At 66.7% G+C, this 18,605-nt stretch carries 20 protein-coding genes; 14 read left to right on the forward strand and 6 right to left on the reverse strand.

Going from position 1 to position 18,605, the window contains the following annotated elements:
* Positions 1-12: 12 nt before the first annotated feature.
* Genes KAK09_RS07230 through KAK09_RS07240 form a run of 3 tightly spaced genes read right to left on the reverse strand, consistent with a single transcriptional unit; the run spans position 13 to position 1,650 of the window.
* The gene (locus KAK09_RS07230; RefSeq protein WP_210878247.1) at positions 13-858 is read right to left on the reverse strand and encodes an urea carboxylase-associated family protein; all 846 of its coding nucleotides are present in this window, start codon (positions 856-858) and stop codon (positions 13-15) included.
* A 4-nt stretch (positions 859-862) separates the two neighbouring features.
* Positions 863-1,069 carry a hypothetical protein gene (locus KAK09_RS07235; protein WP_210878248.1) on the reverse strand — a complete coding sequence of 69 codons (207 nt, stop codon included), beginning with the start codon at positions 1,067-1,069 and terminating at the stop codon, positions 863-865.
* Between the two features lie 5 nt (positions 1,070-1,074).
* Positions 1,075-1,650: a carboxymuconolactone decarboxylase family protein gene (locus tag KAK09_RS07240; protein ID WP_210878249.1), complete on the reverse strand. Its 576-nt coding sequence runs from the start codon at positions 1,648-1,650 to the stop codon at positions 1,075-1,077.
* A 120-nt stretch (positions 1,651-1,770) separates the two neighbouring features.
* Between KAK09_RS07240 and KAK09_RS07245 the strand changes: the two genes are divergently transcribed.
* The 9 genes from KAK09_RS07245 to KAK09_RS07285 all read left to right on the forward strand — a co-directional run bounded on the left by KAK09_RS07245 (position 1,771) and on the right by KAK09_RS07285 (position 11,490).
* A complete protein-coding gene (locus tag KAK09_RS07245) occupies positions 1,771-2,226 on the forward strand; it encodes a YaiI/YqxD family protein (RefSeq protein ID WP_210878250.1) in 456 nt (151 codons plus the stop codon).
* 50 nt (positions 2,227-2,276) lie between these two features.
* Complete coding sequence (locus KAK09_RS07250) at positions 2,277-3,059, forward strand: uracil-DNA glycosylase (RefSeq protein WP_210878251.1); 783 nt, start codon at positions 2,277-2,279, stop codon at positions 3,057-3,059.
* On the forward strand, positions 3,056-3,676 hold the full coding sequence (locus KAK09_RS07255) for a LysE family translocator (RefSeq protein WP_210878252.1): 621 nt from the start codon (positions 3,056-3,058) through the stop codon (positions 3,674-3,676). Before KAK09_RS07250 ends, KAK09_RS07255 begins: the two co-directional genes overlap by 4 nt.
* 4 nt (positions 3,677-3,680) lie before the next feature.
* The gene (moaB, locus tag KAK09_RS07260; RefSeq protein WP_210878253.1) at positions 3,681-4,223 is read left to right on the forward strand and encodes a molybdenum cofactor biosynthesis protein B; all 543 of its coding nucleotides are present in this window, start codon (positions 3,681-3,683) and stop codon (positions 4,221-4,223) included.
* Positions 4,224-4,325: 102 nt separating this feature from the next.
* Positions 4,326-5,666 (forward strand): efflux RND transporter periplasmic adaptor subunit, encoded by a 1,341-nt coding sequence (locus tag KAK09_RS07265; RefSeq protein ID WP_210878254.1) that lies wholly within the window; start codon positions 4,326-4,328, stop codon positions 5,664-5,666.
* 4 nt (positions 5,667-5,670) lie between these two features.
* Positions 5,671-9,018, forward strand: coding sequence for an efflux RND transporter permease subunit (locus KAK09_RS07270; RefSeq protein ID WP_210878255.1), 3,348 nt, complete (start codon positions 5,671-5,673; stop codon positions 9,016-9,018).
* A gap of 20 nt (positions 9,019-9,038) precedes the next feature.
* The gene (locus tag KAK09_RS07275) at positions 9,039-9,977 is read left to right on the forward strand and encodes a bifunctional riboflavin kinase/FAD synthetase (protein ID WP_210878256.1); all 939 of its coding nucleotides are present in this window, start codon (positions 9,039-9,041) and stop codon (positions 9,975-9,977) included.
* Positions 9,974-10,447: a YcgN family cysteine cluster protein gene (locus KAK09_RS07280; protein WP_210878257.1), complete on the forward strand. Its 474-nt coding sequence runs from the start codon at positions 9,974-9,976 to the stop codon at positions 10,445-10,447. The genes KAK09_RS07275 and KAK09_RS07280 overlap by 4 nt, the downstream gene beginning before the upstream one ends.
* Positions 10,444-11,490, forward strand: a complete 1,047-nt coding sequence (locus KAK09_RS07285; protein ID WP_210878258.1) for a threonine aldolase family protein — start codon at positions 10,444-10,446, stop codon at positions 11,488-11,490. Before KAK09_RS07280 ends, KAK09_RS07285 begins: the two co-directional genes overlap by 4 nt.
* A gap of 11 nt (positions 11,491-11,501) precedes the next feature.
* Here the strand turns inward: KAK09_RS07285 and KAK09_RS07290 are convergent, their stop codons facing one another.
* The gene (locus KAK09_RS07290; RefSeq protein ID WP_210878259.1) at positions 11,502-11,900 is read right to left on the reverse strand and encodes a (R)-mandelonitrile lyase; all 399 of its coding nucleotides are present in this window, start codon (positions 11,898-11,900) and stop codon (positions 11,502-11,504) included.
* 201 nt (positions 11,901-12,101) lie between these two features.
* Here KAK09_RS07290 and rpmB point away from each other — a divergent pair, with 201 nt between their 5' ends.
* The 5 genes from rpmB (at position 12,102) to fdhF (ending at position 16,918) form a co-directional block, all read left to right on the forward strand.
* Positions 12,102-12,392, forward strand: coding sequence for a 50S ribosomal protein L28 (rpmB, locus tag KAK09_RS07295; protein WP_210878260.1), 291 nt, complete (start codon positions 12,102-12,104; stop codon positions 12,390-12,392).
* 82 nt (positions 12,393-12,474) lie between these two features.
* Positions 12,475-12,843, forward strand: a complete 369-nt coding sequence (locus tag KAK09_RS07300; RefSeq protein ID WP_210878261.1) for a hypothetical protein — start codon at positions 12,475-12,477, stop codon at positions 12,841-12,843.
* A gap of 40 nt (positions 12,844-12,883) precedes the next feature.
* The gene (locus KAK09_RS07305) at positions 12,884-13,339 is read left to right on the forward strand and encodes a copper chaperone PCu(A)C (RefSeq protein WP_210878262.1); all 456 of its coding nucleotides are present in this window, start codon (positions 12,884-12,886) and stop codon (positions 13,337-13,339) included.
* Between the two features lie 208 nt (positions 13,340-13,547).
* Positions 13,548-14,000: a copper chaperone PCu(A)C gene (locus tag KAK09_RS07310; protein WP_210878263.1), complete on the forward strand. Its 453-nt coding sequence runs from the start codon at positions 13,548-13,550 to the stop codon at positions 13,998-14,000.
* A 143-nt stretch (positions 14,001-14,143) separates the two neighbouring features.
* Entirely contained in the window at positions 14,144-16,918 is a 2,775-nt protein-coding gene (fdhF, locus tag KAK09_RS07315; protein WP_210878264.1) for a formate dehydrogenase subunit alpha, read from the forward strand.
* 81 nt (positions 16,919-16,999) lie between these two features.
* Here the strand turns inward: fdhF and KAK09_RS07320 are convergent, their stop codons facing one another.
* Complete coding sequence (locus tag KAK09_RS07320) at positions 17,000-17,659, reverse strand: YiaD family glycine zipper/OmpA-like lipoprotein (RefSeq protein ID WP_210878265.1); 660 nt, start codon at positions 17,657-17,659, stop codon at positions 17,000-17,002.
* A 61-nt stretch (positions 17,660-17,720) separates the two neighbouring features.
* Positions 17,721-18,596: a methylated-DNA--[protein]-cysteine S-methyltransferase gene (locus KAK09_RS07325; RefSeq protein WP_210878301.1), complete on the reverse strand. Its 876-nt coding sequence runs from the start codon at positions 18,594-18,596 to the stop codon at positions 17,721-17,723.
* Positions 18,597-18,605 lie beyond the last annotated feature (9 nt).

An 18,605-nucleotide genomic window follows, 5' to 3' on the forward strand; every position in this document is an offset into this window, starting at 1 on the left:
CGCATCCGCATGTTACCGCCCGTGGCTTCGGTCATAGCCGTTGACATCTGGCGCCTGCCAGCCTTCGAGCGTTCCCGCCTTGGGAGCGAACACCTCCACCAGCAGTGGATAACACGACGCCGCATCGCTCGTATGCTCCGCCGAGCAATCGCCGCCGGGGCAGGCGCTCAAAGCCCCCAAAAGGTCGATCTCGGCGAAAAACTCGAGGTGATCGCCAGGGCGCACGGGGCTGGCCTTCATGAAATATTGCCCGGTGTCGCGGGTGAAGCCGGTGCACATGAAGACGTTGAGCACGTCATGCACATGGGGTTCGGCCTCGACCAGCGGCACGCCCATCTCATCGGCCAGCGCGCGGGTCAGGTTCGAATGGCAGCAATGGTGATACTGCACCCCGCTCAGCAGGTTACCTGTATAGGGATCGCAGCGCGTGCCGATCACGTCATGGACCGAGCCGCCATGTTCGTCGATCCCATACCAGCCGAGCGTATCGGTGATGATCGTCGCCATCGGACGCAGATGCGGAAACGATGACCAGAGCCGCTCGCCCGCCGTCACATGGGTGCCATGCAGCGCCCGCGTCTTGCCGGAATAGAACCGCTCCGACAGGTCCGCCGCGTTCCACAGGTTGAGATCGCCCACCTGCGGGCCGTCGATGCTTGTGATGCGAAGGAACTGCCCCGCGCCCACGCGAAAGCAGGCGGCCTCGCGCGGGGGCACCAAAACTTCGTCCACCTTCTCAGCCCACTCGCGCGCAGCACGGTAGAGCATCAGATCGGGCCGGGGCAGCGTGTTGTTCGGGTAGCAGATCACCGGCGGGATCGCGCGGCGGGTATCGGCGTCGGGCGGGGTTTGGGTCATGGCGCTATCGGGTCCGGTGCGGGGCATGACAGACCTTGGGCGCGGCCCCGTCGCTTGTAAAGACCTCCGCGCCACAGGCCACGCACTGCCAGCGTGTTCGCAGATCGCAGCCGCTCACGCGGTATTCCCGCCAGCGGCAACCGCGCGTGGCCCGGTTGGAAAACACCGCCACAAGGACAAAGGCGACGATCAGGCCAATGACGATCAGCACTGGCCTTAACCCTTCACCATCGCCTCGACCATCGCACCGAATTTCGCATAGCTGTCCGCCTGCTCCTCGGGGCGAGAGCCCGCCGCCGGATGCCCCTCGGGTGCTTGCGCATAGTCGAAATTGATGCCCGTGCCTTCGATGATCCGGTTCATCATGTTGAACAGCGCACAGACCTGAACCGCCTCGTAAAGGGCCGCCTCGGACCAGCCCGCATCATAGACCGCCTGCGCATCCGCCTGCACCATCCGGCTCGGCAAGGTATTGAGCTTGGCCGCATAGGCAAGGACCGGGCGCAGTTTGTCGTCCACCGGCGCGCTGTCGAAATCCGCGATCAGCGCGTCGATCAGATCGCCGTCGATCCCGAACACCTCGGCATAGGCGCGATGCGCGCCTGCGCAAAAGGTGCAGGCATTGAGCGCCGAGACATAGGTGGCGATCAACTCCCGCTCGCCCACACTCAACTCTCCTTCGCTGCGCAACAGGCCGTCGGTATACTCCATCAGCGGGCGCACATTCTGCGGAAAGCGCGCATAAAGATCTTTCAGATGCGCGGGGTCGGGCAAGCTTGGCAAGAGCGGCATGGGGGTCTCCTTTGCAAAGGGTCTACCGACAGTCATAGACCAGGGCGCGCAGGATTTGTATGCCGGAACAAGCGAAGCTGTCGCGGTTGTGATCGCGGGCGCATGACAAGGGAAAGCAAAATGACCATCTACGTCGATGCAGATGCCTGCCCGGTCAAGGCCGAGGCCGAGAAAGTCGCCACACGGCACCGGCTGCGCATGGTGCTGGTCTCGAACGGGGGATTGCGCCCTTCGGCCAACCCGCTTGTCGAGACGGTGATCGTGCCGCAAGGGCCGGACATGGCCGATATCTGGATCGCCGAACGTGTTGGCCCCGGCGATGTGGTGATCACCGGGGACATTCCGCTTGCCGCAAAATGCGTCGAGGCCGGATCCGAGGTTCTGCGCCACAATGGCGAGGTGCTGACGCGCGCCAATATCGGCAACGTGCTGGCCATGCGCGATCTCATGGCCGATCTGCGCGCCGCCGATCCGTTCCGACAGGGCGGCGGCAGGGGATTTTCCCGGGCTGACCGCTCGCGGTTTCTCGACGCGCTGGAACAGGCGGTGCGCCGTTCGGGAAAGGCGGGCGGCTGAGGTAAGGGCGCCCCCTTTCGCCCGCCCACGCCACAGGGTAGCCTCGCTTCATGGAATCGGCCCTTACCCCCGAGGCGGCGCTGGCAAGCCTTGCCTGGCAGATCGAGCTTGGCGCGACCGAGGCGATCGGCGACGCGCCACTGAACCGTTACGAATTGCCCGACAGGTCCGCAAAACCCGCGACCCCGCCCGCCGAGACGGCCCCCATCGCCCCGCTGGCCGAAACCGATCCCGTAGCCGAGGCCGAGGCCGCAGCCGGCGCTGCCACCACTCTGGACGCGCTGCGCGAGACGCTGGCCGCCTATACCCATTGTGAACTGAGCCGCGGCGCGCGCAACCTGGTCTTTGCCGATGGCAACCCGCAGGCGCGCGTGATGATCATCGGAGAGGCCCCGGGCCGCGAAGAAGATCTGGAGGGCCGCCCCTTCGTCGGTCGCGCCGGGCAGTTACTGGACCGGATGCTCGCCGCCATCGGCCTTGACCGCCGCTCGGATGACCCGGTGTGCAGCGTCTACATCACCAATGTCCTGCCCTGGCGCCCGCCACAGAACCGCGACCCGCAGCCCGACGAAATCGCCATGATGCGTCCCTTCTTGGCGCGCCACGTGGCGCTGGTCGCGCCCGAGGTTCTCATTCTCATGGGCAACATAAGCTGCGAGGCGGGACTCGGCAGGCGCGGTATTACCCGGCTGCGCGGGCACTGGACCGAGGCCCATGGCACGCCCGCTCTGCCCATGTTTCACCCCGCCTACATTCTGCGCAACCCGGCGTCCAAGCGCGAAGCCTGGGCCGATCTGCTCAGCCTTCGTGAGCGCCTCGGAGACCATCCATGATCGTTGACCCGCTCACGCTTCTGGCCTTTATCCCGGCAAGCCTTGCGCTCAACCTCACGCCGGGGGCGGACATGATGTTCTGCCTCGGGCTTGGCCTGCGCAGTGGGCCGCGCCCGGCCCTGGCCGCCAGCGCCGGGATCGCGACGGGTGGAATGGTGCATGTTGCGCTGGCAGGGCTTGGCCTTGCCGCCGCCATAGCCGCAGCACCCTGGGCGCTTGATACGATCCGCTGGCTTGGCGTGGCCTATCTGCTGTGGCTGGCAGTGCAATGTCTGCGGCAAGGCCCGCTGCGCCCCGATGCCCCGGTCCTTGCGTCCACGCACGCCTTTCGTCAGGGCATCATGGTCAATCTCACCAATCCCAAGGTGATCCTGTTCGTGCTGGCCTTCGTGCCGCAATTTGTCGATCCCGCGCGCTCGATCCTGCCGCAATTCCTGATCTATGGCGCGGTGCTCTCGATTGGCGGGCTGGTTATCAACGGTGCGGTCGGGGTCTCGGCGGGGGGTATCGGGCGGCGACTTGCCACCTCGGCACGCTTCGCACGCGGCCTTGGCCTCGCCTCAGCGGCGATTTTTGCGGGCCTCGCCGCCCGCCTCGCCCTCATGCAAAGGAGCTGACCCCATGTCGCGCATCGACGAAAGCAAGGATTTCATCCCCGTGCGCATTGCGCTTCTGACCGTGTCGGACACGCGCGACCTGACGCAGGACCGCTCTGGCGACGTGCTCGCCGAGCGGATCGAGGCAGCGGGCCATCTCCTCGTTGACCGCATGATCGTGCGCGACGAGCGCGACCAGATCGCAGCACATCTACGCGAGTGGATCGCCGATCCGGGCGTGGATGTGGTGATCTCCACCGGCGGCACCGGCCTGACCGGCCGCGATGTCACCGTCGAAGCGCATCGCGATGTCTATGAAAAGGAAATCGACGCCTTCGGCACGGTGTTCACCATGGTCTCGATGGGCAAGATCGGCACCTCGGCGGTGCAGAGCCGCGCCACCGGCGGGGTGGCGGGGGGCACCTATCTCTTTGCCCTGCCCGGAAGTCCGGGGGCCTGCCGTGACGCCTGGGACGAGATTCTCAGCCTTCAGCTCGATTACCGCCACCTGCCCTGCAACTTCGTCGAGATCATGCCCCGGCTTGATGAACATCAACGCCGGAAATAGCGCGCGCCTCCGTATTACCGAGGCGTGACTTGGTTTTCGGCCCGTCGCGGTTACATTGTGCAAGGCGCTGCATCCCGGCGCCGCGTCTTGAGGGTCCGCGTCATGCGCTTTCTCCGCCAGGGGCTTCTGGGTCTCTTTCTGCTCTCGGTCACGCTCGGGCTTCTGGCCTATGCGGGGCAGACCCTGCGCCTCGCCATCGAAGACCGGATAAACCGCGAGGCGCGCATGCCCGAGCGGCGCGAGCGCGTCTTTGCCGTGCGCGTGGTCCGGCCAGAGGCCGAGACCGTGACGCCCACCATGACAGCCTTTGGCAGGATCGAGAGCCGCCGCACGCTGGAGATCCGCACGCAGGCCGCGGGCGTGATCACCGAACTTGCGCCCGGTTTCGTCGAGGGCGGCACGGTCACGGCGGGGCAGCTTCTGGCGCGGATCGACCCTGCGGATGCCGAGGCCGCGCTGGCGCGCGCGCGCACCGACCTGGCCGATGCCCGCGCCGAGGTGCGCGAGGCCGAGCGTGCGCTGGCGCTGGCGCGCGATGAACTGGCCGCGCGCGAGGAACAGGCCGATATCCAGACCCGCGCGCTTGCCCGGCAGCGCGATCTTGAATCGCGCGGCGTCGGCACGCTGACAGCGATCGAGGCCGCCGAATACAACCTGGTTCAGGCGCGTCAGGCCGTGCTTTCCGGCCGACAGGCGCTGGCGCTTGCCGAGGCGCGCGTCGATCAGGCCGCCACCGCGAGCGCCCGCGCCGACCTGGCGCTCTCCGAGGCCGAGAGGCGGCTGGCCGAGACCCGGATCACCGCCGGGTTTTCTGGCAGGCTGAGCCAGGTGAGCGTGATCGAGGGCCGTCTTGTGTCGGCCAATGAACAGCTTGCGCGGCTGGTGGACGGGCGCGCGCTGGAAGTGGCGTTTCGCGTCTCGAATGCCCAATACGCGCAGCTCATCGACGCAAACGGCACGCTGCGCCCCGCCCCTGTCACCGTTGCGCTTGACAGCGGCGACGTGCGCATCACCGCAACCGGGCGTATCGCGCGCGAGGCGGCGGCCCTGGCCGAGGGTGAGAGCGGGCGCATGATCTTCGCCGCGCTCGACGATGCCCCGGCGATGAAACCGGGCGATTTCGTCACTGTCACCGTGGAAGAACCGCCGCTCACGGATGTCGCCCGCCTGCCCGCCTCGGCGCTTGGCTCCGATGGTGCGGTGCTGGCACTCGGCGCCGACGACCGGCTTGAACGGCTGCCGGTCACGCTTTTGCGGCGGCAGGGCAATGACGTGCTGGTGCGCGCCGCTGACGTGACGGGCCGCGAAATCGTGACCGAGCGCAGCCCCGCCCTTGGCCCCGGTCTCAAGGTGCGCCGCCTGACCCCCGAGGCCGCCACCTCCGGGGCGGACGAGGACGCGACCAGCGCCGCCGCGCGGCGCGCGCCCCGGATGGGGGGCTAGGCCCGTGGCGACCGTATTCTCGTATTTCACCCGTCACCGCACCGCGGCCAACCTGCTTCTGGTGCTTCTGGTGGCGCTTGGTCTCATGTCCCTGCCCAACATGCGGGCGCAGTTCTTTCCCGATGTGGTGGTCGATAACGTAACCGTCTCGATCACCTGGGAGGGGGCGAGCGCCGAGGACGTGGACAGCGCCATCGTCCAGCTTGTCGAGCCTGCGCTTCTGGCGGTCGAGGGCGTCACCCGCGCCCGCGCCACCTCGCGCGAGGCGCGCGCCAGCCTCACGCTCGAGTTCGAGCCGGGGTGGGACATGGGCCGCGCCGCCGACGAGGTGCAGGCCGCGCTCGATCAGATCACCACCTTGCCAGATGAGGCCGACGAGCCGTTGGTACGGCGCGGGGCCTGGCTCGACCGGGTGACGGATGTGGTCATCACCGGGCCAATGGAGGCGCCGCAACTGGCGCGCATCTCCGATGAATTCGTGGCCCGCCTGTTTGCCGCTGGCGTCACCCGCGCCACCATTCAGGGCGTCGCCGCGCCAGAGACGCTGGTCGAGGTGCCCGCCCGCGCGCTCATCGCCCATGACGTGACCATGGCCGGGATCGCCTCTGCCATCGCCGCGCGCGTCGATGCCGCGCCTGCGGGCGACGTGACCGGGGCCAATGCGCGACTGCGCACCGGCAAGGCCACGCGCGGCGCGCCCGAGATTGCCGCCATTCCACTGCGGCTCAATCCCGATGGCAGCACGCTTATCATCGGCGATGTGGCCACGGTGCGCACCGGCGCGGTGGACCGCGGGCTGGCCTATTTCATTGGCGAACAGCCCGCCATCGCCGTGCAGGTGAGCCGCTCTGCTCAGGGTGATGCGTTGCGCATTCAGGCGCAGGTCGAGGAGGTCGCTGCCGAGATGCTGCGCGCGCTGCCCGAGGGCGCGCGCATCGAGCTCGTGCGCACCCGCGCCGAGGCGATCTCGGGGCGTCTGAAAATGCTGCTCGACAATGCCGCCATGGGGCTGGCGCTGGTGGTCGGGCTGCTGTTTCTGTTTCTCAACGCGCGCACGGCCTTTTGGGTGGCGGCGGGTATCCCCGTGGCGATGCTCGCGGCTCTGGCGATCATGTATGCCGCCGGGCTCACGCTTAACATGATCTCGCTTTTCGCGCTGATCATCACGCTGGGGATCGTGGTTGACGATGCCATCGTGGTGGGCGAGCACGCCGACGCGCGCCACAGATCCCTGGGCGAGCCACCCTTTGTCGCCGCCGAACGCGCCGCCGGGCGCATGGCGCTTCCGGTCTTTTCGGCCACGCTGACCACGCTCATCGCATTCTTCGGGCTAGCGGTGATCGGCGGACGTTTCGGGGACCTGATCTATGATATTCCCTTCACCGTCATCGCCGTTCTGGTGGCAAGCCTTGTGGAGTGTTTCCTGATCCTGCCCAACCACATGGCGCACGCCCTGACCCATTCCGCGAAAGAGCACTGGTATGACTGGCCAAGCCGCGTGGTCAATCGCGGATTTGCCGTGTTCCGCGACCGGGCCTTTCGCCCGATCATGGGGATTGTCATCCGAGCGCGCTATGCGGTCATCGCCGGGGTGGTTCTGCTGCTGGCCCTGCAAGTAGGCGCCTTCCTGCGCGGCGATGTGACATGGCGGTTTTTCAACGCGCCAGAGCAGGGCAGCGTTTCAGGCAACTTCGCCATGGTGCCGGGGGCCACGCGCGCCGACGCGGTGGCGCAGATGCGCGCGCTGCAAGAGGCGGTTCTGGCGCTCGGGGCAGAGTATGAGGCCGAGCACGGGCTGAACCCCATCGAGCATGTCATGGCGCAGGTGGGCGGTGCTGCGGGGCGCGGCATGGCCGGTGCCGACACGCGAGACGCCGATCTGGTGGGCGGCATCTCGATTGAACTGATCGACCCCGATCTGCGCCCCTATTCGAGCTTTGCCTTCGTGGCCGACCTGCAGGATCGCGTGCCGCGCCTACCGCTCACCGAAGAGCTGAGCTTTCGCGGCGCGCGCTCCGGCCCCGGCGGCGACGCGCTCGACATCGCGCTCTACGGGGCCGAGGCTGAGACGCTCAAATCCGCCGCCGAGGCGCTCAAGTCCCGGCTCGCGCGCTACCCGGAAGTGTCAGCGCTGGAGGACAACCTTGCCTGGGACAAGGCCGAACTGGTGCTTGACCTCACCCCGCACGGGCAGGCGCTTGGCTTTACCATCGACGAGTTGGGCCGCACCTTGCGCAACCGCGTGAACGGGATCGAGGCCGCGACCTATCCCGACGGGCCGCGATCCGCCGCGATCCGGGTGGAACTGCCCGACGCGGATCTTTCGGCGGATTTCCTCGACACGATGCAGTTGCGCAGTGCCTCGGGCCACTATGTGCCGCTCGCCGATATCGTCACCGTCACCACACGCACCGGCTTTGCCACCGTGCGGCGCGAAAACGGGCTGCGCCATGTCAACGTGACCGGCGACATCTCCGAGGATGACCCCGAGCGCGCCGCCGAAATCATGCGCGTGCTCGAGGCCGAGATCCTGCCCGAGATCGCGGGCACCTATCAGGTTGAATACCGCATGGGCGGGCTGAGCGAGCAGGAGAGCGAATTCCTTTCGGACGCGCGCCTTGGCCTCATGCTCACGCTTCTGGGCATCTACCTCGTGCTGTCGCTGGTCTTTGCAAGCTGGACACGGCCCATGGTGATCATGGCGGTGATCCCGTTCGGCCTTGTCGGCGCGATCTGGGGGCATATTCAATGGGATGTGCCGCTGTCGATGTTCTCGGTCGTCGGACTTCTTGGGATGACCGGTATCATCATCAACGATTCCATCGTGCTGGTGACCTCGATTGACCAACATGCGCGCAAGCGTGGCCTCATCCCCGCGATCATCGAGGGCGCGGCGGACCGGCTGCGACCCGTCCTGCTGACCACACTCACCACGGTGCTGGGACTGGCCCCGCTCCTGTTCGAGCGGTCCACTCAGGCGCAATTCCTCAAGCCGACGGTGATCACGCTGGTTTACGGGCTGGGCTTCGGCATGGTGCTGGTGCTTGTCGTGGTGCCCGCCCTTCTGGCCATCGGGCGCGATCTGGCACGGCCCTGGGTGGCGCTGCGCCGAGGCTGGCGCGCACCGGGGGCGGCTTTGGTGCTGCGCGGGGCGGCGGGGGCGCTGGCGCTCTGGTTTGCCGCCACGCTTGGCTGGGTTCTGATGACGGGCGCCTTGCCCGCAGCTCTCGCGGTGCTGCCGCTCGACCCGGTTCCTGCTGCGCTTGCGCTCTTCATCGCGGGCGGCGCGGCACTCCTCGCGCTCCTCGCGGGCGGAACTCTTGCCCCCGGATCGGTCTTGCGCCGGTCCTGATCCGGCGCTACCCCTCGGCCATGCGGATCCTGCGCGACCACAGCTTTGCCACAAGTGCCGATCGGGGTGCCTCCTGCGCCATTGGCAATTTCGACGGTGTCCATCTTGGTCACCGCTCGGTGATCGAGCTTGCGCGCAAGGCAGGAGCGGCCATCGGCGCCCCGCTCGGCATCCTGACCTTCGAGCCGCACCCGCGTGAATTCTTCGCCCCCGACGCCCCGCCCTTTCGCCTGATGAGCGCCGAGGCGCGCGCGCACCGGCTGGAAAAACTGGGCGTCGAGCGGCTCTATGAGCTCAACTTCAACGCCGCCATGGCCGCGCTCACCCCCCGCGCCTTTGCGCAGGAGGTGCTGGCCGACGGCCTCGGCCTTGCCCATGTGGTCGTCGGTGCAGATTTCTGCTTTGGCAAGGGGCGTGCGGGCAATGCCGCGATGTTGCAGGCGTTCGGCACCGAGATGGGCTTTGGCGTGACCATCGCCACGCTGCTTGAGGGCGAGGGGGGGCAGGTTTCCTCTACCGCGATCCGGCAGGCCCTGACCGAAGGCCGCCCGCGCGACGCCGCCGCCATGCTGGGCCACTGGCATCGGATCGAGGGGCCTGTCGTGGGCGGCGAGCAGCGCGGGCGCACACTTGGCTATCCCACCGCCAACATGTCCATCGCCGGGCTGCACCCGCCACGCTTTGGCGTCTATGCGGTGCTTGTCGAAGTGCTCGACGGGCCGCACAAGGGGCACTATCACGGCGCGGCCTCGCTCGGGGTGCGGCCCATGTTCAAGGGCGAGGCGGCCAATCTCGAAACCTTCCTGTTCGATTTCTCCGGCGATCTCTATGGCGCGCATCTCTCGGTGGGTCTCGTGGACTATCTGCGCCCCGAGGAGACATTCGAAAGCCTCGACGCCTTCATCGCGCAGATGGACGCCGATTGCGCCCGCGCCCGCACCATCCTGGCCATATCATGAGCGATCCCATCGACCGCACGGGCCTGCGCCCCCGCTACTGGGAAACGACGCCGCTTTCCCGCATGACTCAGAGGGAATGGGAGGCGCTCTGCGATGGCTGCGGCAAATGCTGCATGAACAAGCTGGAGGATGACGAGACCGGCGAGGTCGCGTTCACCCGCGTCGCCTGCCGCCTGTTCGATGACAGCACCTGCCGCTGCGGGCAATATCCGATCCGGCATCAGTTCGTGCCCGAATGCATTTCGCTCAAGCCCCACACGATCGAGCGCCACGCCTATTGGCTGCCCGAGACCTGCGCCTACAAGCTCTTGCACGAGGGCAAGCCGCTCTACCGGTGGCACCCGCTCATATCCGGCGATTCGCAGAGCGTGCATGATGCGGGCGTGTCGATGCAGCACCGCACCCTGCCGGAACACGAAGTCCCCGAAGAGGACTGGGAATACCACATCATCGAGGAGCCAATCCCATGAACTTTGCCTCCGACAATGCCGGGCCTGCCCTGCCGCAGGTCATGCAGGCCATGATCGCCGCCAACGAGGGGTTCATGCCCTCCTATGGCGAGGATGCGCTGATGGGCCGGGTGCGCGACCGGCTGCGCGAGCTGTTCGAGGCCCCGCAGGCCAGCGTCTATCTGGTCGGCACCGGCACGGCGGCGAATGCGCTCGGCCTCGCCACGCTGTCGCAGCCTTGGCAGACGGTGTTCTGCACGCCGCTTGCCCATATCCATGTGGACGAGTGCAACGCGCCCGAGTTCTTTACCGGCGGCGCCAAGCTGAGCCTTGTGGGCGAGGCCGACAAGATGACCCCCGCCGAGTTGCAGGCCGCCATCGCCGCCTGGCCCGCGGGCGATGTGCACGCGCCGCAATACGGACCGCTCGCACTTACCCAGGCAACCGAACGCGGGCGGCTCTATACCTGCGCCGAGATCGCGGCCCTCTGCGATGTGGCGCGCACGCACGGGATGCCCACCCATCTCGATGGCGCGCGCTTTGCCAATGCCGTCGCCGCGCTCGGCTGCACCCCCGCCGAGATGAGCTGGCGTGCGGGCATCGACGCGGTGAGCTTCGGCGGCACCAAGAACGGCTGTCTGGGCGTCGAGGCAGTGATCTTCTTCTCCCCCGAGAACGCCTGGGAATTCGAGCTGCGCCGAAAGCGCTCGGCGCATCTGTTTTCCAAGCACCGGTTCCTGTCGGCCCAGATGCTGGGCTTTCTCGAGGGCGAGACATGGCTTGACGCCGCGCGCACCGCCAATGCGCGCGCGGCCTATCTGGCCGAGGGGCTGCGCGAGGTGGCGGAGGTGGATTTTGCCTTTGAGCCAGAGGTCAACATGATCTTTGCCCGCCTGCCGCGTGCCACCCATCAGCGGCTGCGCGCGGCGGGGGCGAGCTATGCGCTCTACGAGGGTCCGCTCGACCAGGGCCCCGGCGACACGCCGCTGCTGGCACGTTTCGTCTGTGACTGGTCCATCACCGAGACGGACATCGCCCGGTTCCTGGCGCTCCTGCGCGGCTGACCGGGCGGCGCTCAGGGCGCGCCGTATTCCGCGTCGGTGACATGGGCGAGCCAGTCCGCCGCGCGCCCATCCTGCGCCTCTTGAATCGCCAGATGACACATCATCCGGTCCGGGCTTGCCCCGTGCCAATGCTCCTCGCCCGGCGGAATCCAGACCGTGTCGCCCGCGCGGATCACTTCGACCGGGCCACCCCGCGTGCCTATGAGGCCCACGCCCGAGACCACATGCAGCGTCTGGCCCAGCGGATGTGTGTGCCAGGCGGTGCGCGCGCCCGGCTCGAAAGTCACGCGCAGCACGCGCACCCGCGCGGGCGCGGCGGCCTCGATCACCGCCTCATGCCAGACCCGCCCGGTAAAATAGGCAGGTTCGGCCAGGCGGCTGCCGATGCTCTCGGTCCTGATGATCTCCATGACGTCCTCCCTCATGATCCGCTCTGATCCTAGGGCGCGCACGCTGCGATGCAATGCGTGGATTTCACCCCCGAATCCCTTGACGCCCCCCGCCTTTGCGCCTAAAGACCGCTGACGGAATTCGGGGCGTCGCCTGTGGCGGTGCCCGCTTGTGTTAAGAAGGGCCTGCACGCGCCCTCACCCCAAGACGAGGATGAACCCATGTCGCGCCGCTGCGAACTGACTGGAAAAGGCCCGATGGTTGGCAACAACTCGAGCCACGCCAACAACAAGACCAGGCGTCGGTATCTGCCGAACCTCAACAACGTGACGCTGCAATCCGAGACGCTCAATCGCGGTATCAAGCTGCGGATCTCGGCGCATGCGCTGCGCAGCGTCGACCACCGCGGCGGGCTTGATGCCTTCCTTGCCAAGGCCAAGGATGTCGAGCTTTCGCCGAACGCGCTGAAGGTAAAGAAGGAAATCGCCAAGGCGCAGGCCGCCACCGCCTGAACCGCCTTTCGGCACCCCTGACAACAGCCCTGCCGCGTTGCGGCGGGGCTGTTTCCTTTTGTCGCTTGGCACGGGCACGCGGGTGGCCCTATACCTGATCCCGATGAGCCGCCTGCGCACGATCACGGCCCTTGGCCTCTGCCTCTTTCTGGCGCTGACCAGCGTCGGGCAGGCCGTGGCGCGTGGCGCGCCACAACCTGCGGGGCAGGTCGTGCTCTGCACCGGAGAGGGCACACGGGCCGTCCTCGTGGGGGCAGAGGGTCAACCCGTCGCGCCGCCGCATGTCTGCCCCGACTGCCTGCTGGCCTTTCATGCCACCGCCCCGAGCGATCCGCTGCCCGCGCCGCAACTGGCCGAAACCTCTGCGCGCTATTCCTTGGACGGAGCGCGCCACGTCACCACCCTGCCGCACCCCCTGCGGCGTGCGCGCGCGCCGCCCCGATCGGTCTGATCCCCTCATCTCTCATCATCAGACCAACAGGAGCGACATCATGTCCCTGAAATTCACCATTGCGGTCGCGTGCGGCCTTGCTTTTTCCACGCCTGTCCTTGCTCAGCACGTCGAAGTGCACGACGCTTATGCCCGTGCGGCGTCCGCGGCATCCGGGGCCGCGTTTTTCACCCTGCACAATCACGGCGACAAGGCCGACCACCTGATTGGCGCCAAGTCCCCCGCCGCGCAGAAGGTCGAACTTCATACCCATCGCGAGGATGGCAGCGGCGTGATGCGCATGATCCATGTCGAAGAGGGGTTTCCCTTGCCCGCCCACGGCACGATCAACTTTGAACGCGGCGGCAACCATGTGATGTTCATTGGCTTGACTCACAGCTTCGAGCATGGTGCCAGCGTGCCGCTGACGCTGATCTTCGAGAAGTCGGGCGAGGTGACGCTGGAGGTTCCGGTGGATATGGAGCGCAAGGCCGGGGATCACGCCAAGAGCAACTAAAGCCTTCGGATCTAGTGGCGCAAGCGTCGGGAAACGGAAGACAACCGACCGATGACGCGACCCGCCTCGATCCCGCGCGATACCCCGACGGCACTATTGGCGTTGCGCGCATCGCCGATAAAGCCCGAGGCAAGAGCCTGCCTGCATCCGGGCTTGCCCCGGGCGCAGGAAAAGCGTTAGCCAAGTAACGGATGAAAAGGAGAGCCGCGTGTCCCTCAGGATTTTCTTCGCCGCCGCGTTCGGCCTTGCCGTTTCCGCCCCTGCCCTTGCGCAGGAAATCCACATCCTCGATCCCTATGCCCGCGCGGCGAGCCCCGCCGCCACGACCGGTGCCGCCTTCATGCTGATCGATAATATCGGCGATGCCGATGACCGGCTCGTCGGGGCTGCCTCGCCTGTCGCGCAGATGGTGCAGATCCACACGCACCGCGAAGAGGACGGCGTGATGAAGATGCTTCATCTCACCGAGGGCCTGCCCATCGGCGCCGGGGACTCTGTGATTCTCGAACGCGGGGGCCATCACCTGATGTTCATGGGGCTGACCGAAAGCTTCGAGCAGGGCAAAGAGATCCCCCTCACCCTCATCTTCGAGAAATCCGGCGAGATCACGCTCGACATCCCTGTTGACCTTGCGCGCAAGGCGAAAGGGCACGGTCACTAGCCGCCCCAAACGGTCAGGGCAGCCGGGTGAAACCGGCGGCCCTGGCGCAAGACTGGCGCAAAATCCTTGCCCAAGGTCGGAATTGACACGGAGCGCAGCCCTCGCCCATGATCTACCCGTCATGAGAGGCGAGGGAGGAACGCATGGGCAGCACGATCCGATTCACGCTTGATGGACGCGAGGTCGATGCCGAGGAAGGCCAGACCATCTGGGAGGTGGCCAATGGCCGCGGCCTCAAGATACCGCATCTGTGCCACAAGCCCGCCCCCGGCTATCGCCCCGACGGCAATTGCCGTGCCTGCATGGTCGAGGTCGAGGGAGAGCGCACGCTCGTGGCCTCCTGTATCCGCGAGGCGCGCGAGGGCATGGTCGTGACCACCAATTCGCACCGCGCCACGACCGCGCGCAAGATGGTGGTCGAGATGCTTCTGGCTGACCAGCCCGCCCGCGAGACCGCCCGTGACACCTCCAGCCATCTGTGGGACATGGCCGACGCGAACGGCGTCACGCACAGCCGCTTTCCCAAACTGGAAAAAGACCGCATCCCGCTTCTGGATGACAGCCATGTGGCAATGCGCGTCAATCTCGACGCATGCATCCAGTGCGGTCTTTGTGTGCGCGCCTGCCGCGAGGTGCAGGTCAATGACGTGATCGGCATGGCGGGGCGGGGCCACGATACCTATCCCGTCTTCGACTTCGCAGACCCGATGGGCGAGAGCACCTGTGTCGCCTGCGGCGAATGCGTGCAGGCCTGCCCCACCGGCGCGCTGATGCCCGCCACCGTTCTGGACGATTCGCAGCAGGGCGACAGCGCCGATTTCGACCGCGCGGTGGACAGCATCTGCCCCTTCTGCGGGGTGGGCTGTCAGGTCTCACTCAAGGTCAAGGGCGATCGCGTCAAGTATGTCGAGGGCATAAACGGCCCCGCCAATGAGGGGCGGCTTTGTGTCAAGGGGCGGTTCGGCTTCGACTATATCCACCACCCCCACCGCCTGACCAAACCGCTCATCCGCCGCGCGGACGCGCCCGAAAAGGGCCTCAACGTCGATCCGGGCAACTGGCGGGCGTTCTTCCGCGAGGCGTCGTGGGACGAGGCGCTGGACTTTGCCGCAGATGGCCTCAAGCGGCTCAAGGAGACGCATGGCGGGCCTTCCGTCGCAGGCTTCGGCAGCGCCAAATGCACCAATGAAGAGGCCTATCTGTTCCAGAAACTCATCCGGCAGGGCTTTGGCCACAACAACGTGGACCATTGCACGCGGCTTTGTCATGCCTCCTCGGTGGCCGCATTGATCGAGAATGTCGGTTCGGGGGCGGTCACGGCCACGTTCAACGAGATCGAGAACGCCGATGTGGCCATTGTCATCGGTGCCAACCCGATCGAGAATCACCCCGTCGCCGCCACCTTCTTCAAGCAGTTCACAAAGCGCGGCGGCAAGCTCATCGTGATGGACCCACGCGGCGTGGGCCTGCGCCGCTTTGCGACCCACATGCTGCAATTCAAGCCGGGCATGGATGTGGCGATGCTCAACGCGATCATGCACGTCATTGTCGAGGAGGGGCTTTACGACCAGCAGTATATCGCCGCCTTCACCGAGAACTGGGAGGCGGAGAAGGCGCATCTCGCGCAATTTTCGCCTGAAAAGATGGCGGAGATCTGCGGCATTCCGCCCGAGACGCTGCGTGCCGTGGCGCGCGATTTCGCCACAGCCAAGGCGGGCATGATCTTCTGGGGAATGGGCATTTCCCAGCATATCCACGGCACCGACAATTCCCGTTGCCTTATCTCACTTGCGCTCATGTGCGGCCATGTCGGCCGCCCCGGCACCGGGCTGCACCCGCTGCGCGGGCAGAACAACGTGCAAGGGGCCTCAGACGCGGGCCTCATCCCGATGTTCCTGCCCGATTACCAGACCGTGACAAGTGACGCGGTGCGCGGCGCCTTCACGCAGGTCTGGGGCACAGAGGACTTCAGCTCCGAAAAGGGTCTCACCGTGACCGAGATCATGGATGCGGTCCACGCGGGCACGATCCGGGGCATGTATATCCTTGGCGAGAACCCGGCCATGTCCGACCCGGATGTGGAGCATGCCCGCGACGCGCTGGCCAAGCTCGAACATCTCGTGGTGCAGGATATTTTTCTGACCGAGACGGCGAACTATGCCGATGTGATCCTGCCCGCCTCGGCCTTCTACGAGAAGTCCGGCACCGTGACGAACACCAACCGTCAGGTGCAGATGGGCCGCCCGGCCGTGCCGCCGCCGGGTGATGCGCGCGAGGACTGGGCAATCACCATGGCGCTTGCCAACCGGCTTGACCTTGGCTGGCGCTATGACAGCCCGGCGGATGTCTTCGCCGAGATGAAGCACAACATGCGCTCGCTCGACAACATCACATGGGAGCGGCTGGAACGCGAGAGCGCCGTCACCTATCCCTGTCCCGCCCCCGATCATCCGGGCCACGCGGTGGTATTCGGCGACGGCTTTCCGCGTCCCGAGGGGCGCGCGCGCTTTACCCCCGCCGCAATCATCCCGCCCGACGATGTGCCCGACGCCGACTATCCCATGGTGCTCACCACGGGGCGGCAACTGGAGCACTGGCATACCGGCTCGATGACCCGCCGCGCCACGGTTCTCGACGCGGTGGAGCCGGAGGCGAACTGCTCGCTGCACCCCTCCACGCTGCGCCGCCTCGGGGTGGAACCGGGCGGCATGGTGCGCCTCACCACCAAGCGGGGCTCGATCACGGTGATGGCCCGCGCCGACCGCGCGATATCCCCCGACATGGTGTTTCTGCCCTTCGCCTATGTGGAGGCGGCGGCGAATATCCTCACCAACCCGGCGCTTGATCCTTACGGCAAGATCCCCGAGTTCAAATTCTCGGCGGTGCGCGTCGAGGCCGTGGAGATGGCCGCCCAATGACGCAACGGGGGCGGCCCCCATGTGACCGCCCCCGCTTCATCTTGCCATAAATATCCAGCCGCCCTCGGGGCCAGCGCCGCCTCAGTTGGGCAGGATGACGATTTCCACCCGGCGATTCAGCGCCCGGCCCTCTGGCGTCAGATTCGAGGCAACCGGCTGGTCCTCGCCCCGCCCGATGGCGCGGATGCGCCAACCGGGCACGCCGCCCTCCATCAACACATTGGCCACCGCACTGGCGCGCCGCTCGGAAAGCTGCTGGTTATAGCTGGCGGCACCGGTGCTGTCGGTATGGCCCACCACCTGAACCGTTGTGTCGGGATACCGTTGCAGGCTTTGCGCCACCCGGAACAGATCGCTACGCAGGGTCTGCGTCACGGCGAAGCTGTCGACGGCAAAGAGGATGTCCTGCGGCATGGTCAGGATCAGCCGGTCGCCGGTATTGACGATACGGACATCGTCATTGAGCTGCTGACGCAGTTCCGCCTCCTGCCGGTCGAGTGCCGAGCCGATGGCCGCGCCGCCAAGCGCGCCGATCACGCCGCCGAGTACCGCGCCCTTGCCCTTGCTGTCACTGACCACGGCACCGGTGCCCGCACCGATGATGCCGCCGATGATCGCGCCCTGCTTGGCTTTCTGGTTCGAATCGGTCCCGCCACCCACCTGATTTGGATCGGTGCAGGCCGTCACCAGAAGAAGGGCCGCGCCGGAGAAGGCGAGAAGGGTCTTGTTCGCTCGGATCATTGGAATGCCTCTTTGATGAACCTGCCCGATCAAGTCGGGAGTGATCTCATGATATTCAATATCAATCCGGCACCCAAGGCTCATCGGGGGGAAATTTCGCGCGGTTTCCCGCCGAGCCGTCAGCGCGCGCGCTCTCCCACGCCAGAAGCGCGCGCTTGACCGGCAGCCCCCAGTGATATCCGCCCAGAGCGCCGGTTTTGCGCAACGCCCGGTGGCACGGGATGAGATAGCTCACCGGGTTGCGCCCCACGGCGGTGCCGACGGCGCGCACGGCGCGGGGATGGCCGATGGCGCGCGCTATCTCGGAATAGGTGGTGACATGGCCCGACGGGATACTGAGCAGCGCCTCCCATACCTTGATCTGAAACGGCGCGCCGATCATGCAGAGCCGCGCCTCGCCGTGCCCGGCAAAGGCCGCCGTGACCCAAGCGCCAATCGCCCCGGGCGCCTCCGCATACTGCGCCTCAGGCCAGCGCGCGCGCATGTCCGCCATGGCGACCTCCCGCCCCGTCTCGGCTGCAAAGGCCAGCCCGCAGAGGCCGCGTTCCGTCCCCATGGCCAGCGCTTCGCCAAAAGGCGTGTCGAACCAGCCATAGCGGATCACAAGCCCCGCGCCGCCGCGCGCGAACTCGCCGGGGCGCATCGCCTCCCAGCGCAGGAACAGATCGTGCAGCCGCCCCGTCCCCGACAGCCCCGCCGCCTCCGCCGCCTCCAGCGTGGTAAAGCGTTGCGCCAGCATCTCACGCGCATGACCAAGCGCCAGATATTGCTGATAGCGCTTCGGCGAAACCCCGACCCAGGCCGAGAACAGCCGCTGGAAATGCGCCGCACTCATCCCCATCTCGCCTGCCAGTGCCTCAAGCGTCAGCCCCTCGCCGCCCGCGTCGATAAGGGCGATGGCCCGGCGCATGACATTGTAATGATAGCTCTCGGACATAGCGGCCCC

This window comes from Roseovarius autotrophicus, assembly GCF_018069895.1.
Lineage (GTDB): Bacteria > Pseudomonadota > Alphaproteobacteria > Rhodobacterales > Rhodobacteraceae > Roseovarius > Roseovarius autotrophicus.